The 15,786-nt window shown below is 71.5% G+C and carries 15 protein-coding genes, 1 tRNA gene and 1 pseudogene; 10 read left to right on the forward strand and 7 right to left on the reverse strand.

The window, feature by feature from the left end; genetic code table 11:
• Positions 1-19 precede the first annotated feature (19 nt).
• Together HOY81_RS05455 and HOY81_RS05460 are read left to right on the forward strand one after the other, a co-directional pair.
• Positions 20-1,270 carry an acyl-CoA dehydrogenase family protein gene (locus HOY81_RS05455; RefSeq protein WP_237318738.1) on the forward strand — a complete coding sequence of 417 codons (1,251 nt, stop codon included), beginning with the start codon at positions 20-22 and terminating at the stop codon, positions 1,268-1,270.
• A gap of 5 nt (positions 1,271-1,275) precedes the next feature.
• Positions 1,276-2,043, forward strand: coding sequence for a thioesterase II family protein (locus HOY81_RS05460; protein ID WP_237318740.1), 768 nt, complete (start codon positions 1,276-1,278; stop codon positions 2,041-2,043).
• Here the strand turns inward: HOY81_RS05460 and HOY81_RS05465 are convergent.
• Entirely contained in the window at positions 2,036-2,812 is a 777-nt protein-coding gene (locus tag HOY81_RS05465) for a response regulator transcription factor (protein ID WP_237318742.1), read from the reverse strand. The two genes, HOY81_RS05460 and HOY81_RS05465, sit on opposite strands and share 8 nt — an antisense overlap.
• An 870-nt stretch (positions 2,813-3,682) precedes the next feature.
• On the opposite strand from HOY81_RS05465, the gene trxA reads away from it, so the two are divergent.
• Positions 3,683-4,069 (forward strand): thioredoxin, encoded by a 387-nt coding sequence (gene trxA, locus HOY81_RS05470; protein WP_237318744.1) that lies wholly within the window; start codon positions 3,683-3,685, stop codon positions 4,067-4,069.
• A 307-nt stretch (positions 4,070-4,376) separates the two neighbouring features.
• On the opposite strand, the gene HOY81_RS05475 is transcribed toward trxA, so the two are convergent.
• Both HOY81_RS05475 and HOY81_RS05480 read right to left on the reverse strand, forming a co-directional pair.
• On the reverse strand, positions 4,377-5,561 hold the full coding sequence (locus HOY81_RS05475) for a serine hydrolase (RefSeq protein ID WP_237318746.1): 1,185 nt from the start codon (positions 5,559-5,561) through the stop codon (positions 4,377-4,379).
• Between the two features lie 73 nt (positions 5,562-5,634).
• The gene (locus HOY81_RS05480) at positions 5,635-6,972 is read right to left on the reverse strand and encodes a transcriptional regulator (protein ID WP_237318749.1); all 1,338 of its coding nucleotides are present in this window, start codon (positions 6,970-6,972) and stop codon (positions 5,635-5,637) included.
• A gap of 310 nt (positions 6,973-7,282) precedes the next feature.
• On the opposite strand from HOY81_RS05480, the gene HOY81_RS05485 reads away from it, so the two are divergent.
• From HOY81_RS05485 to HOY81_RS05495, 3 genes are all read left to right on the forward strand, one after another.
• Positions 7,283-7,450: a hypothetical protein gene (locus HOY81_RS05485; RefSeq protein ID WP_237318751.1), complete on the forward strand. Its 168-nt coding sequence runs from the start codon at positions 7,283-7,285 to the stop codon at positions 7,448-7,450.
• 81 nt (positions 7,451-7,531) lie between these two features.
• Positions 7,532-8,728, forward strand: a complete 1,197-nt coding sequence (locus tag HOY81_RS05490) for a cupin domain-containing protein (protein ID WP_237318753.1) — start codon at positions 7,532-7,534, stop codon at positions 8,726-8,728.
• Positions 8,662-9,528, forward strand: a complete 867-nt coding sequence (locus tag HOY81_RS05495) for an aldo/keto reductase (RefSeq protein ID WP_237318755.1) — start codon at positions 8,662-8,664, stop codon at positions 9,526-9,528. Before HOY81_RS05490 ends, HOY81_RS05495 begins: the two co-directional genes overlap by 67 nt.
• Here HOY81_RS05495 and HOY81_RS05500 read toward each other — a convergent pair.
• Both HOY81_RS05500 and HOY81_RS05505 read right to left on the reverse strand, forming a co-directional pair.
• Positions 9,506-10,363, reverse strand: coding sequence for a hypothetical protein (locus HOY81_RS05500; protein WP_237318757.1), 858 nt, complete (start codon positions 10,361-10,363; stop codon positions 9,506-9,508). The genes HOY81_RS05495 and HOY81_RS05500 overlap by 23 nt on opposite strands.
• A 165-nt stretch (positions 10,364-10,528) precedes the next feature.
• A tRNA-Leu gene (locus tag HOY81_RS05505) sits at positions 10,529-10,616 on the reverse strand.
• 137 nt (positions 10,617-10,753) lie between these two features.
• Between HOY81_RS05505 and HOY81_RS05510 the strand changes: the two genes are divergently transcribed.
• The 3 genes from HOY81_RS05510 (at position 10,754) to HOY81_RS05520 (ending at position 13,426) form a co-directional block, all read left to right on the forward strand.
• Positions 10,754-12,079, forward strand: a complete 1,326-nt coding sequence (locus HOY81_RS05510) for a M20/M25/M40 family metallo-hydrolase (protein WP_237318759.1) — start codon at positions 10,754-10,756, stop codon at positions 12,077-12,079.
• A gap of 250 nt (positions 12,080-12,329) precedes the next feature.
• A complete protein-coding gene (locus HOY81_RS05515) occupies positions 12,330-12,563 on the forward strand; it encodes a chaplin (RefSeq protein WP_237318761.1) in 234 nt (77 codons plus the stop codon).
• Positions 12,564-12,727: 164 nt separating this feature from the next.
• Positions 12,728-13,426, forward strand: a complete 699-nt coding sequence (locus HOY81_RS05520; protein WP_237318763.1) for a chaplin — start codon at positions 12,728-12,730, stop codon at positions 13,424-13,426.
• A gap of 102 nt (positions 13,427-13,528) precedes the next feature.
• Here HOY81_RS05520 and HOY81_RS05525 read toward each other — a convergent pair whose 3' ends face one another.
• Positions 13,529-13,717, reverse strand: a complete 189-nt coding sequence (locus tag HOY81_RS05525) for a DUF5703 family protein (protein ID WP_237318765.1) — start codon at positions 13,715-13,717, stop codon at positions 13,529-13,531.
• 47 nt (positions 13,718-13,764) lie between these two features.
• On the opposite strand from HOY81_RS05525, the gene HOY81_RS05530 reads away from it, so the two are divergent.
• Positions 13,765-14,457: a hypothetical protein gene (locus HOY81_RS05530; protein WP_237318767.1), complete on the forward strand. Its 693-nt coding sequence runs from the start codon at positions 13,765-13,767 to the stop codon at positions 14,455-14,457.
• 139 nt (positions 14,458-14,596) lie between these two features.
• Here the strand turns inward: HOY81_RS05530 and HOY81_RS05535 are convergent.
• Positions 14,597-15,786, reverse strand: a pseudogene (locus HOY81_RS05535) (hypothetical protein); the annotation flags it as partial.

A 15,786-nucleotide genomic window follows, 5' to 3' on the forward strand; every position in this document is an offset into this window, starting at 1 on the left:
CCAGCCCCCGAGAGGACCGATGACAGTCACCGACCCGTCCCCGGACACCGTGCCCCGCCCCCTCACCGACCTGCCGCCCGCCGCCCGGGCATGGCGCCGCACGGTCCGCGACTTCGCCCACGACCACGTGGCCCCCCGGGCGCGCGCCATGGACGAGGCCGGCCGCCTCGACGGCGACCTCGTCCGCGAGCTCTTCGCCCACGGCCTCATGAGCATCGAGATCCCGGAGATCTACGGCGGCGGCGCCGGCGACCTGTTCGACGTGGTGCTGGCCATCGAGGAACTCGCCCGCGTCGACCCCTCCGTCGCCGTCTTCGTCGACGTGCAGAACGCCCTCGTCGCGAGCGCGCTGCTCCGCCACGGCAGCGGCGACCAGAAGCGCCGGCACCTGCCCCGCCTCGCCGGGGGAATGGCCGGGGCCTACGCCATCTCCGAGGAGACCGCCGGCAGCGACGCCTTCGCTCTGACGACCCGCGCCGACCCCGACGGCGACGGCTTTGTCCTCACCGGCCGCAAACGCTGGATCACCAGTGCCGCGGAGGCCGGGCTGTTCCTGGTCTTCGCCCGCACCGGCACCCGCCCGTCGACGCCGGCCTCGCCCCCCGCCCTCAGCGCCTTCCTGGTGGACCGGGACACCCCGGGGCTCACCGTCGGCCCGCCGGTGCCCAAGATGGGCATCCGGGCCAGCTCGACCTGCGAACTCGTCCTCGACGAGGTCCGGGTCAAGCGCGCCGACCTGCTCGGACGGCCGGACGACGGCGGGGTCCTCATGGTGGAGACCCTCGACATCGGCAAGCTCGGCATCGCCGCCCAGCTCGTGGGTCTCGCCGACGGAGCCCTGCACCACGCTCTGCGGCACGCCGAGGAGCGCGAGCAGTTCGGGACCCGCATCTGGGACTACCAGGGCGTCCAGTTCCCCCTCGCCCGCCTCGCCGCGGACCTCGAGGCCGCCCGCGTCCTCGTGTACAACACCGCCCGCCTGCTCCAGGCCGGAGCACCGCAGCACGAGCGCATCAAGGCCGCCTCCATGGCCAAGTACGCGGCGTCCGCGGTCGCCGAACGCGCCGCCTCCCAGGCCGTGGAAACGCTCGGCGGCGCCGGCTTCGCCGGCCACCACCCGGTCGAGAAGCTGTACCGGGACGCGAAGGTGGGCGCGATCTACGAGGGCACCTCCAACGTCCAGTTCAAGACGATCGCCTCGCTGCTCTCGCGCCGTTCCGGCCCGCCGGAACCCGACGGGACGGCAGCACCGGCGGCGGGGGAGGGGTGAGGCCGATGCAGCGCAGCACCGCCGCCTCCGGTGTCCCCGCCGCGACCGGCAGCCGGCCGCTGCAGTTGTTCTGCTTCCCCTACGCCGGCGGCTCCGCCCGCATCTTCTCCGGCTGGGAGAGCGCCCTGCCCGCCCACGTACGGCTGCGGGCCGTCGAACCCGCCGGCCGGGGCAGCCGGTTCCGCGAGAGGCCGCACGACCGCATCGAGACGCTCACCCAGGACCTGCTGCCCACGCTGCTCGCCGCCCGGGACGCTCCGTACGCGCTCTTCGGGTACAGCCTGGGCGCCCTGGTCGCCTACGAACTGGCCCGCATCATGGAGCAGCGCTACGGCTGCCCGCCGCTCCACCTGTGCGTCGGCGCCTTTCGCGCCCCGCACCTGAAGCGGTCCGCCGTACCCGACTACAACCTTCCGGAGGCGGAGTTCCGCGAACGCCTGCGGGCGTTCAACGGAACCCCGGACGCCGTGCTCGCCGACGACTCGCTGATGGAACTGGTCATTCCGCTGCTCCGCGCCGACCTGGCGGTCGCCGACACCTACCGCCACACCGGGGGGCGCCCGCTGAGCTGCCCCATCACGGCCTTCGCCGGCAGCGGCGACGAAGAGGTCCCGTTGCCGGCCGTGGCCCAGTGGGAGCGTCACACCGCCGCCGCCTTCGCGCTCACGGTCCTCGACGGCGACCACTTCTTCATCCATCAGCAGGAGTCCGCCCTGCTCGGCCATCTCTCCGCCGCGCTCACGCGGGGCGAGGGGGGCGGAGAGGTCAGGTGACGGCGGCCTCGTCGTCGACGGCGTCGATGATCCCGTGGCGGAGGGCCAGGGCGACCGCCAGCGTCCGGTTCGGGCAGTTGAGTTTCGCGAGCACGTTGGCGACATGGCGTTTCGCTCCGTGCTGGGAGATCTGCAGGGAGCGGGCGATCTGCTTGTTGCTGTACCCCCGGCCGAGTAGCAGCAGCGTCTCCAGCTCCCGTGCGGTGAGGAAGAACGGCCGCTCCGGCCGGGTGGGGACGCCGTTGCGCAGCCGGCCGAGCATCCACCGGGAGAGCAGGGCCGGCACGGGCATGTCTCCCCTGGCCAGCCGGAGGAGGGAGTCCTCCAGGGACTGCGAGGTGATCTCCTCGACGAGCAGGAATCCGTCGGCCGGCATCTCCGCGGCCGCCGCGAGCTGTTGCTCGTCCCCGCTCTCCAGCAGCGACAGCACCTTGCTCCCCTGCTCACAGGAGGCCGCCACCAGCTCCAGCACCTCGACGGCCAGGTCGCACGGGCAGATCACCACGTCGGTCCCGGTGAGGCTCAGCCGCAGCTCGGCCGCGCCGGGGTCGTGGAAGGTCGTCACCCGTCCGACGGAGTCGCTCTCGCGCATCATCGATTCCAGGCCGCGCCGCACCATCTCGTTCGGGTGCACCACACCCACCCGCAGGCGGGCGGCCGCCCCGGGCCTGTGCTGCAGTTCCCGCCCGGGAGGCCGGGACGTCGTCCCGACCTGGTGGCCGGCCTGCACCGGCCCGGGCACTGCGGATGTCTTCTTGCACACAGCCATGAAGACCTTCCTTTCAGGTTCGACCCGCTCGTCGGTCGTGCATGTCCGGTTTGGTGTGATCCCGTGGAGGCGTTTCTGGCCTAGACATGTCAACTTGTCGGTGACAGCTTGGGGGTGTGGGTTTTAACGTGACAAGCACTGTACGTGCCTCTGTCGTTGCCCTGCGCGAGTCTGCGGAGGGTCGCCTGCGGGCGGTGTGCGGTCATGTGTCCGGGCCCGGCGGCGCGCGGCGTGCCGGCTCTGTCGCGTGCAGGCCTGCGCGTACGTGCCGCACAGTGCCGACGACGGCGGCCCCGGTGAGTGCTCCGGGGCTCTTCGAGGGGCCCGGGCCCGCGGTGTCCCCGCCGCGTGCGGTGGGGGAGCGGTGGGGGGTGAACGCCGTCGTGGCGCCGACGGGTGGGGGTGGTGGGGGGAACGGGAGTCTGGCACGGCAATCTCCTCGAGCGGACTGTGGGGGCCGGAGCGACCGGACGGGGACCACCGCGCCGGGACACTACACGGGCCGCCCGCGTAAGCAAATATGTAACGCCTGTTACAACGCGACCGGCAGGTCGCCGCCCGGCGGAAGGCCGTGCCCCGGCAGCTCGGACACCGTTGGCCGGCCGGGAGGGTACGGGGCGTCGCGACGAGCCGGGGGCCCCGGAGGACCGCGGAGTCCTGCCGGACGGCGGCCCGGGTCGGCGTGGTGGACGCGACGTCTCCTCGCGCGGCCCGTGTCTGAGCGCCGCCGGGGCGGGGAAGACCGAGGGGGCCGGGTGCGGCGCCACCCCGGCAGGGGGCGCGGAGGAGCGCCCGCGGACGGGAATGTGTCGCGGCACGCCGGTGTTCTTTACCCCAGGGGGTATGAAGCCACCAAGGAAGGACCCACCCATGAGCACCGTCGACCTGACCGCGGCCGACTTCGAGAAGACCGTCACCGAGAACGACATCGTCCTCGTCGACTTCTGGGCCTCCTGGTGCGGTCCCTGCCGGGCGTTCGCCCCCGTCTACGAGCGGGCCTCCGAGGCCAATCCGGGCATCGTCTTCGGCAAGGTCGACACCGAGGCCGAGCAGGCACTCGCCGGCGCGGCCCAGATCACCTCCATCCCCACCCTGATGGCCTTCCGGGAGGGCATCCTCGTCTTCTCCCAGCCCGGCGCCCTCCCGGCGCAGGGCCTGGACCAGGTCATCACGGCCGTCCGGGAACTGGACATGGAGGACGTACGGGCCTCCCTCGCCGCCCAGGGCGGCGGCCCGGAGGCAGCACACGGACACTGACCGCCCTGGCCGGCCCCGCCGATCAGCCCCCGGCGGCTGAGGGGCCACCGCCCGCAGGCACAGTGATCGAGGTGCGGGACGAGGAGTCGATGGTCCGCAACGCCAGACAGGTGAAGCTGTGCAGGACTCCGGTCACCGGTAGTTCCGTCACCGCGATCATCGAGGTCTGGCCGCAGCACCCCTGCCCTTCCCGGTCACGGTCTCTCGGAGATCCGTGCTGAGCCGTACCGGCGTCGATGCTGGGGAACAGCTGAGGACGCGCGCTGTTTGCCTGAGAGTGGGGAGCAGCGCCGGTCGAACGACGGCGCTAGGCGGCCGGTCGTACCAGCGACCTGCGCACGGCGTCGACCAGTGATGCTGCCCGGACGTCGTCGGGGCCGCCGATGATGTGGTTCATCGCGTAGCCGAAGGCGACGCCGTGTTCGGGGTCGGCGAAGGCGAGGGAGCCGCCGCGGCCGGTGTGACCGAAGGCGGATGGGCTGGTCATTGGGTTTTCCACGGTGGGCAGCATGTATCCGGAGCTGAATCGGCTCTGAAGGCACATCACCTGGTCTGGCCCGTTTGCCTGCTCTTTGGTCGCTGTTGCGAGAGTTTCCGGCGCGAAGAGGCGTACGCCGTCCACCGCGCCGATGAGGGCGGCGTACATGCGCGTGAGTGCTCGGGCGGTGCCAATGCCGTTGGAGGAAGGCAGTTCCGCAGCCTGTACCTCTGGGGCGTTGAAGTCGATGGCGGCCGGGTCGGTGACGGCGAACGCTCTGTTGCTGAGTGAGTCCGGGTCGCGCCAGGCGGCGACCAGGTCGCGGAGATTCTCGGGGACCGACTCGGGGGGAGCGGTGGTGAGGTCGACGTCCGGCTGTTTGTACAGCATCCGGCTCAGCCGGTCGCGTTCTCCAGGCGGCAAGCCGATGTAGAAGTCCAGGCCGAGGGGGCCGGCGATCTCCTCGGCGAAGAAGCGGCCCGGTGTGCGCCCGGATGCGCGGCGGATCACCTCGCCGACCAGCCAGCCCCAGGTCCGGCCGTGGTATCCGTGGGCTGTTCCCGGGGCCCACTGGGGAGATTGAGCGGCGAGTGCTTCTGCCATCGGATGCCAGGTCAACGCCTCGTTGAGCGGCACCGGTCGGTCCAGTGCGACCAGGCCGGCTTGGTGGGACAGGAGCCAGCGCACTGTGATGTCGGCCTTCTCCTTCGTGGCGAACTCCGGCCAGTATTGCGCCACCGGCGCGTCCAGCTCGAGCGCGCCGCGCTGGGCCAGCAAGTGCGCTGCGGTTGCGGTGGCACCCTTGGTCGCCGAGTAGACGAGCTGCAGGGTGTCCCGCGTCCACGGCCGACCGCTACGAGGGTCGGCGATCCCACCCCACAGGTCCACCACCGGCTCCCCGTACCGATAGACGCATACGGCTGCGCCGATGTCCCCGTGCCGGTCGAAGCTGGCTGCGAACGCCTCGCGTACTGGTTCGAAGCCGGCCGCGACTACACCGTCGATCTCCGTCATGGCGCCCATCCTGGCATCCCGGCCGCACTCTTCGGTGGCGGAGAGCCCCTCGACCTCGGCCTTTCCGATCAGGTCATGAGGGGAGTTCTTGGAGGCGCTCCCGGAACTCGCGGACGGCAGGGGCCGACCCGTGCGCTTCGAGTCGTGCGGAGAACTCCTTGAGACGGTTCAGCGCCCGCGTGGAGCTGACGGTCTCTTCGAGAAGCTCGGCGCCGTAGTTCGCGGCGTCCAGTGCCCCTTCCAGGTCCCCTCCGGCGAGTCGTGCTTCTGCCAGGCGGCTGGATCGTACGGCTTGGTCCCTGGGAGCCGCGCTTCGTACGGAGATCTGCAGGGATCTCGTCGCGCGCTCCACTTGTCCGGAGCGCAGGAGAACTTTGCCTTCGGTCGACCTCAGTTGTGCCTCGCCGAACCAGTCGAGCCAGTCAGGGCTGTCTTCCGCTGTGTGGCACTCCCAGAGGGTCGCGGCCCGGTTGAGTGCCGTCCCGGCTCTCCGGTGGTCGCCGTCGCGCGAGAGTGCCTCGGCCTTGTGCAGGAAGAGGAAGGATTGGGTGGAGGGAGGCAGGGTGCGTGGCGCGTTGTCGATGGCGGTCGAGATCAGGTCGACGCGTTCGGCGGTTCGTCCGGCTTCGGAGACGTGGACGCCCATCTCTGCCAGGGTGAAGGCGCCGAAGGCGTTGTCGCCCGCGGTCCGGGCGCTGCGTAGGGCGCCGACGTAGTACCGCTGTCCTGCGGACCGCAATCCTGCGTCGTAGGCCATCCAGCCGGTCAGATGGGCAACGCGTGCGGCCAGTGCGTACAGGCGGACGCATGTGTCGTCCGTGTACCGGCTGGCGCTCAGGAGCCTGGTGATCAGGGCGAGATCGCCTCTTGCCTGCTCCAGGAGCCCTGCGCCTCCGAGCTGGTCGTCGAGCGTGCGGAGCGTGCCGACGCGCTTCTCGATCGTTGAGACCATGGTGTCCGTGACTCGATCTCCCTTGAGCGCCGAGGCGAAGGCAGAGGGTGCGTCGGCCCAGCTCGCCGCGAGTCCCGTGAGTGCGGTGCCGGTGATGGTGAGAAACCCTCGGCGATCCAGGCGACCGGTCCCTACCAGGTCAGCCAGTGCTTCGACGGTGCCGGCCGCGGTCCACGGTGCGGCGAGACCCGTCAACTCCCAGACGGGAAGCCACTTCGGCCAGGCTTGAGCGGATACCTCCTGGCTCGGCACGCGCAGCAGGTCGGCGAGCACGCGCTGGGCAGCCCCATCCGGCTCCTGGCCCTGCTCCCACTTCCACACGGTCGTCCGGTTGGTCGCCAGCGGGATTCCCAGTGACATCCCGTGCGCCTGCATGAGCCGGGCGAACTCGGCTTTCCCCCATCCGCGGGTCTGGCGGACGAAGGTCAGCGGGTGGACTGCTAACGGCTCTCCAGACACGTCGCCCTCCCGCCATCCCCTCACTCCGTAGCCCAGAGACTACTTCTCGTAACCGTGCATGAGGAGAGGCGTCCTCAGGAGAAACCCCCGAGAAACCTTCCGGACCCCTCCTCCGGGGCCGTTGGCTGAGCATCAGCCGACGAAGGGAGAACACAGGACGCGTTCACTCTCGGACGGCTCCTCAGGCCGGCGGCCCGCTCCCGCACCTCCGTCGGGGACGGGCCTTCCCATCCGCCTCATGGCCTCCGAGTAGGGGGTTTTCTGCTTCCCGTCGGCCCCGGCGGGAGAACCGAAGAGGAAGGAGCACGAGGTGGCAGAGCGCACCACACCGCCGTCGGCCGAAAGCGGACTTCTGATGGCGGTGGAAGAGCTGACCGCCGTCCACGACCGCTACGACAGCCTCCGGTCCGACAACGCCGGAAGCTCCGGCGACTCACCGTGGCCGGGCGGCGACGGCAACCTGCACGACAGCGAGTAGGCATCAGGCGGTGGGGTCGCACAAGGGCGTGCGGCCCCACCGCGCCCGGAGCACATGAGCAGACCCACAGAGGAGGAAGCCATGGAACACAAGCTGATCCACGCCGTCGAGACGGCCCTCGGATGGAGCGGGCCGGAGGAACTGGGCAAGGACTTCGCGCGCGGAAGTATGGACGATCCCGCACTCGTCTCCCGCATCCTGAACCCCAACCGCCTGCTCGACATGGCGATGCGCAGGAGCCTGAACCGCCCGCAACTCCGGTGCTTCCAGAACGGCGAGGAGGTCCACCCCGCCGTGTATTACACCGACAGCGTCAGCCCCCGCGGCCAGAGCATCCCCATGGTCAACATGCACAGCCTCGGCCGGCTCCTGGAAGAGGGCGCCACGCTCATCCTTGACCAGGCCAACATCTTCGACCCCACCATGGAAGTCGCCTGCCGCGCCCTGCAGTGGTGGTCTCGCGAGCGAGTACAGGTCAACGCCTACCTGACGACGAACGACGCCGCCGGCTTCCCACTGCACTGGGACGACCACGACGTCGTGATCGTGCAGCTTGCGGGCGAGAAGGAGTGGGAAGTCCGCGCGACCTCACGCCCTGTCCCCATGTACCGGGACTCAGACCCCAACACCACGCCGAGTGACGAAGTTCTCTGGTCCGGGTCCATGGAGACCGGGGACGTCATGCACATCCCCCGAGGCCACTGGCATCAGGCGACCCGAACCGGCAGCGGATCAGGAAAGAGCCTGCACGTCACCTTCGGCATCACTCAGCGCACCGGAGCAAGCTGGCTCGCCTGGCTGGCCGACTGGTGCCGCGAGCGCGAAATCTTCCGGCACGACCTGAATCGCTGGCACGAAGCTGGCGGCGAAGCTCTCACCGAGGCCGCTGGCCGGCTGGTCGCCGAACGCTCCCCGGCCGACTACCTGGCCGCGTATGAGGAGGAGACGACGCTGCCACGGCACGTGCCGTTCCTCACCGTCCTCGGGCCGCTCGGCGCCGTGGTGTGCACCACCCACTTCCCTCCCCGGCTCCAGGAGAAGGGCGCGACCGTCGACGTCGTCGCTTCGGGGAAGAAACTCGTCTTCGCGGCCAAGGCCCTGCCCGCGCTGCGGCTGCTGCTCAGCGGCAGCCCGGTCCCGCTCGACCAGGCAGCAGCCGCCGTCGGAGCCGACGTGGCAGAGGTCGCCGAGATCCTGGTGAAGGAGGAACTGTGCGCGGTGCTGACCCCCGAATTGTCCTCGGGCTACACCGGTCTCGTCACGAACGCCGACTCCTGACCAGCGCACTGGACCTCGGCGTCACCGCGCTCGACACCAGCACCAACTACCACGCCTTCCGCTCCCATCAGGTCCTTGCCCAGACCGCGGGCGACCTGTTGCCGAACTTCACGATCTCCACGAAAGTCGGCTACTTCCCCGGGCGGGACGGCGCGGATCACTCCCTCAACCCCGCACGCCTTCGCACAGCCGTGAAGCAGGCTGCCGCGGACCTGGGCCGGAGTCCGGACCTGGTGTTCCTGCACAACCCGGAACACTCGCTCCGCGAAGCCACCGTCCATGGCCCAGCCGTGCTGAGGCAGGCATGCATCGCTCTCTATGACGCAACAGCGGACGGGCTGTGCGGCGCTTGGGGTATCGCGTCCTGGGACCCGGCGCCGCTGACGAACCTGGTCGACGTCACTTGTCCGAAGCCGTCGGTCCTCATGATCCGCGCCGGCCTCCTGGTCGGCGGCAGGACGCTCGTTGCCGCAGAGACCCTGATCAAAGCCTGGGACCTCCGCGGCGACTCCGTATGGGGGATGAGTCCCTTCGGGGGCAGCACCGACGCCTCGGTGTGGGACCGGGTCGACCCACGTGTCTTCCTCCGCGACAGCAACCGGCTCTCCCGTGTGCAGGCGGCCTTCCGGACCACCTATCACCTCCCACGGGTCACCTCCGTTGCCGTGGGCACCGATGACCCCGCTCACCTCAGCGACCTGATCAGCGCACTCGACGGTGAAGTCGACGAGCAGGCGATCCGGGAGTACCGGAGGCTCCTGCGGGATCGCTCCGGGGTCAGCCTGCCCGAAGCTCCTTGATCACCTGCTCAGCCATACGCCGCGCCGGTTCCTGGCGGGGATCCTCCGGGTGCGCGTCCGGCCCGAGGATCTTCGAGCAGACGAACAGCGTCATCAGCTTGCCGTCCCGGCTCTGCACATCGGACCGGCGCTCTCGCCGTACGCGATCGGCCAGAGCCGGGACGGCGAGCGAGCTCACCCACAGCGAGGCGGAGTCCAACCCCAGCGGCGCCTTCCCCCAGTCCTCCCAGTCGAAGATGCTGAACGCCGGGGCAGACACGTTCGCCCAGTTCAGATCCGCATGCGCAGGCACCCACCGCTCGACGGTCGTGTCGAGATCGTCGGCGAAGACATCGCGAATGGACTCGGTGACCAGGTCCTGGGTGAGGGTGACGGTGTCCGGCGTGGCCACCCGCCTCGTCTCCTGAGTAGCAAGGGCGTTCAATGAGGCGTTCAACGCCTCCCACCACTCATCAGACAGCTGCGGGTCTTCACTCAGGACAGCGGTGCCGACAGGGCGGCCCGGCAGAAGACCGGTCTCGTCCGCCCGCCACATCACCGGCTCGTCCGTTTCCCTCCAGACCACACTCCCGTGCCATACGGGCTGTGCGACGCCTTCCAGGCGCGCCGCACATTCGGTGCCGTTCCACCCCTGGACCGGGATCTTGTCGACCATGCGCCGCTCGATCCGGACCCAGGTGTCGCGGTCAGTCCGGAGCCCCACGGACCGGCGCTTGCGCACAACGGAATCTCGAACGAACCCTGCGCGGAGAGCCTGCTCGACGCGATCAAGAACGTGGTCGACCGGCTGCACTCGTAGATCAACAGCCTGGCCCGTGGTAACCGAGAGCGTCACGTCAGCGACCGTAGCAGTGGCGGTTCCCGCGTGACGGCGAGATGCTCCGCAATGGAGGGGCTCGCTCCCGGAGGGCCGCAAGCTCCCGAGAAGGTCACAGCGCGGGCGGTTGGTCGACCAGCGACCCCCGTAAACAAAGAAACCCCTGGTGAGCAGGGGTTTCGCTGGTGTCGGGAGGGGGACTTGAACCCCCACGCCCTGTAAAGGGCACTAGCACCTCAAGCTAGCGCGTCTGCCATTCCGCCACCCCGACAGGTGTACGCAGCGGCCCGCGGGCCGCCGTGACGTCACCAACTCTAACACCGCCCGCGGGGTGGTCGATCACCCCGGCTCTTGGGCCCCCGCGGCGGCAGGCGCGAGGATGGAGCCCCCGCTACACGAGGAGGCAGCGTGAGCCAGTCGAGCCCGACCCCGGAGCGCACCGGCGAGGACGAGGTCGTCGACCTCTGCCGGGATCTCATCCGCATCGACACCAGCAACTTCGGCGGCAACGACGCGCGCGGCGAGCGGGCCGCCGCCGAGTACGTCGCCTCGATGCTCGCCGAGGTGGGCCTGGAGCCGCAGATCATCGAGTCGCACAAGGGCCGGGCCTCGACCGTTGCACGGATCGCGGGGGAGGACCCCTCGCGGCCCGCCCTGCTCATCCACGGCCACACCGACGTGGTTCCCGCGAACGCCGAGGACTGGACCCACCACCCCTTCTCCGGGGAGATCGCTGACGGCTGCGTCTGGGGCCGCGGCGCCGTCGACATGAAGGACATGGACGCGATGACCCTCGCCGTCGTCCGCGACCGGCTGCGCACCGGGCGCCGGCCGCCGCGGGACGTGGTGCTGGCCTTCCTGGCGGACGAGGAGGCCGGAGGTGTCTACGGCGCCCGGCACCTCGTGGACCACCGTCCGGAGCTCTTCGAGGGCGTCACCGAGGCGATCGGCGAGGTCGGCGGGTTCTCCTTCACGGTCCGCGACGATCTGCGGCTCTACCTGATCGAGACCGCCCAGAAGGGCATGCACTGGATGCGGCTGACCGTGGACGGCACCGCCGGTCACGGTTCCATGACCAACTCCGACAACGCCATCACCGAGCTCTGCGAGGCGGTGGGCCGGCTCGGGCGGCACACCTTCCCCGTTCGGGTGACGAAGACCGTCCGTTCCTTCCTGGACGAGCTCTCCGACGCGCTGGGTACCGAGCTGGACCCCGAGGACATGCAGGAGACGCTCGCCAAGCTGGGCGGCATCGCCAAGATCATCGGGGCGACCCTGCAGAACACCGCCGCCCCCACCCAGCTCGGCGCCGGCTACAAGGTGAACGTCATCCCGGGGCAGGCCACCGCCCATGTGGACGGCCGGTTCCTGCCGGGGCACGAGGAGGAGTTCCTGGCCGACCTGGACCGGATCCTCGGCCCGCGGGTGCGGCGGGAGGACGTGCACGCCGACCGGGCGCTGGAGACCAGCTTCGACGGCGCGCTGGTGGAGGCCATGCGGACCTCGCTGAAGGCCGAGGACCCGGCGGCCCGTGCGGTGCCCTACATGCTCTCCGGCGGCACCGACGCCAAGTCCTTCCACGACCTCGGCATCCGCTGCTTCGGCTTCGCCCCGCTGCGGCTGCCGCCGGAGCTGGACTTCGCCGGCATGTTCCACGGCGTGGACGAGCGGGTGCCGGTGGACGGGCTGAAGTTCGGGGTGCGGGTCCTGGACCGCTTCCTGGACGCCTGCTGACGGACGCCTGCTGACGGATGCTGCCGACGGACGCCCGCTGACGGGAGCGCACCGCGCGACACCGGCGGCGCGCGGTGTGACTGACGCGCGCCCAGTGCCGGGGGCGCGCGCCGGGGCACCGGGTCGTACAGACGTCCGCAGGTACTCAGGACGGGTGAATGGGTCCGTGGGTTCGTAGCCGGATTACCCCCTCCTCGTTACACGGGATGCGGTCCGCGGCTGGGACCGCATGTGCCAACAAGGAGGAACCATGATCAAGAAGGTTGTCGCCGTCGCGGCTGCCACCGGCGGTCTGCTGCTCGGCAGTGCGGGCCTGGCCACCGCGGACTCCGGTGCCCAGGGCGCGGCCGTCGGCTCCCCGGGTGTCATCTCGGGCAACGTCGTCCAGGTCCCGGTCCACGTCCCGGTGAACGTCTGCGGCAACACCGTGAACATCATCGCGCTGCTCAACCCCACCTTCGGCAACACCTGCGTGGCGGACTGACGCAGCGTCCCGCTTCCTCGCGGACGCTCCGCGCGGGACCGGCACCGGGCGGCCCCGGAGCGCGAGCCACGTGCTCCGGGGCCGCCGGTCTACCGGCGTGCCGGTGCGCCGCCGAAGGGTGCGCACCGGCACGCCTTCCATTCGAAACGAGGCAAGGATCAAGCATGAGACAGGTCACCAGGAAGGGCCTGGTCACCGTGGCGGCCGCGGGCGGCATGCTGGCGCTCTCCGGCGGGTCGGCGTTCGCCGACTCCTCCGCCCAGGGTGCCGCGGAGGGCTCGCCGGGCGTGCTCTCCGGCAACAACGCGCAGGTTCCGGTCCACGTGCCGGTGAACGTGTGCGGCAACACGGTGAACGTCGTGGGGCTGCTCAACCCCGCCATGGGGAACAAGTGCGTCAACAAGGGCGGCCACGGCAAGCACGGCGGCGGCGCCCACGCCGAGGGCAGCAGCTCGAACTCGCCCGGTGTCGGCTCCGGCAACAACGTCCAGGTGCCCATCGACATCCCGGTGAACGCCTGCGGCAACTCGGTCGACGTGGTGGGGCTGCTCAATCCCGCCATGGGGAACGAGTGCTCGACCGGCCCCTCCGACCAGGAGCACCCGGACCACCCGGACGAGCAGCCGCCCTCCGAGACGCCGGACCAGCCGGAGAGCGAGAAGCCGGACAAGCCCCGCGGTGAGTCCGAGGAGGACGACGGCCCCGAGCGGCAGCCCAGCGCTCCGGAGCCGCAGACCGCGGCCCAGCCCGAGCTGGCACAGACGGGCAGTGGCGCGGACCTGGGTCTGGGGCTCGGCCTCAGCGCGGGTCTCGTCCTCGGCGGGACGGTGCTCTACCGTCGCGCCCGCGCGGCTCAGCGCTGACCCGGCGCCGGTTCGGCGCTGAGCCGGCTCGCGCCCGGCGCGGCACGGAGCGGGTCCCGCCCATGCGGGGCCCGTTCGGTGCGTCCGCGGCCGGGACGTACGTCACCAGGTGGCGCGGAGCTGGCGGATGATCCGGCGGCGCAGCCGTACCCGGCGGCTGCCGTCCGGATAGAGCCGGGTGCGGTCCAGCTCCCAGTGGCCGTACTCGGCATGGTCGGTCAGCAGTTGCGTGGCGGCGCGGCGGGAGACCCCGCGCGGCACGTACAGATCGCGAAATTCGTATTCCGGCATCTCATCTATTGTGCGGGCAGGGCCCGACTGCGGATAGCGTCTGCACTATGTCTGATGCTGCGCAGCCCACGGCTGCCGACGTACGCGCTGCCGCCGAGGCGGTCAAGGCCGCGCTGGACCGCCACCTCGAGGCCGTCGAGCGGCGGGCGGCCGCGAACGGCGCCGCCGGGTCCGACGCCGACACCGCCGTCTACGCCGCGTTCGACGAGCTTGCCGCGGCGGGGGAGGCGTACGACGAACTGCTGTACGAGGCGTATGACGAGGTCACCCCCTTCGAGGTGCCCGGGGGCGAGACCATGCCCGACTACACCGGGCCGGACGAGCCCCGGGCCCTGAGCGTCTTCATCCGGCGCGACTACGCCGTGCGCGAACCCCAGCGGCTCCTCGCACAGGCACAGCGGGTCACCGATCTCGACCCCGAGTCGGCCGACGACGAGGACGGGTTCGACGGCGAGTCGGCCGGGCGGAGCGTGCACGCCGCGCTGGGTGTGCTCTTCGGCGAGTACGAACCGGACGAGATCGCCACCCGCCACAAGGAGTTCGGGCTGGAGGAGGGCGACGCCACGCTGTGGATCGCCGCGGCGGACGAACCCGCCGAACCCGGCGAGTGGCTCGCCGCGCCCTTCGACCAGGCCGACCCGGAGCGGGTGGTCTGCCGCTTCGACATCAGCACCGTCTTCGACGAGGACGAGCTGGAGGGCGGCCTGGACGCCGAGGGGCGCCCCCGCCGCGGCCGCTGACGGCCCCGGCAGGTCCGGCAGCAGGCACCCGTGGCATGCCGGGACCACTCCTCGACGCGCCCGGCGTTCCCGGGGCGCGTGCCCGGGCACGCGCCCCGGGAACGCCGCGGTGGCACCGTGGCCCATTGCGCACCGGCCGCTACGGCGCGGGCTCCGCGGCCGGCGCTTCCGGACCGCCGGCCGCGGCGGCCCGGACGGCCTGCGGCAGCAGCCGCCGCAGCCGGGTGGTCCGCGGCGGCGTCCGCACCCCGGCGACGGCCTTCGGCAGCGCCTCCTCGGCGCCGTGCACCACCGACAGGTGCCGTGCCGGACGGCCGAAGGCGGTGTAGACCCACTCCCGGCTCAGCGCGCCGGTGGCGTCCCCGGGCAGCACCACCACGGCGGCCTCCGGCCGCAGCCCGGCCGCCTGGTGGCCGGTGACCGCCCAGCCGTGCCGCACCGTGCCCGGGACCCGCTCGGGCGGCACCGAGACCGTGCGGTCCGCCAGCCCGAGCCGCAGCCCGTCCGTCTCGCCCGCCACCACCGTGCCCGGCTCCGTGCGCCCCGGCACCGGCGTGTACGTCACCCGGTCCCCGGCGTCGAAGCCCCCGAAGCGCCCGGGACCGGGATTGAGCCGCTCCTTCAACGCGGCGTTCAGGGCGCGGGTCCCCGCTCCGCCGCCATGCCCCGGCGTGATCACCAGGGTCTCCGCCGCGGGCAGCCCGAACGCCCGTGGCACCGAGTCGGCGACGAGCTGGACCGTGCGGTGCACCGCCTCCCCGGCGTCCCGCACCGGCACGATCACGACCTCCTTGCCCGGCGCCGCCACCTGGAGCAGCTCGCCGGCCCCGACTCCCGAGACCAGCTCGCCGAGGGGTCCCGGGTCCGGAACCCGGGAGTCCACCCGCGGGCAGACCCGCGCCGCAAGGACGTCGCCGAAGACCAGCCCGGGCCCGACCGGCGGCAGGACCCGCGGGTCCCCGCTCAGCACCAGCCGGGCACCGTCCGGCACCGACTCCACCAGGGCGGCCGCCGCCTCCACGTCCAGCTGCGGCGCGTCGCAGACCACGAGGAGATCCACTTCCCAGGAGCCGTCCGGTGCCCGGCCGGGCCCCTCGCGGCCCGCGAGCAGCCCGGCCACGGTGCACACGGCGGCGGCCGCCGGCCCGCCGGCCTCCGGGGTGCCCTCGTCCCGTACCGGCCCGGCAGGACGCTCCCCGGTCGCGGCGTTGCCGGCCTCTCCGGTGTTCGCCGCCGGCAGCGCGGCCAGCCGCCGGCGGCCGTCCGCCGTGTGCGCGGCCGCCCAGGCCCGCAGGCCCCGCCGGCGGGCGTCGGCAACCAGCGCGGCGG

Source organism: Streptomyces sp. JJ36, from assembly GCF_021696945.1.
In the GTDB taxonomy this organism is placed as follows: Bacteria; Actinomycetota; Actinomycetes; order Streptomycetales; family Streptomycetaceae; genus Streptomyces.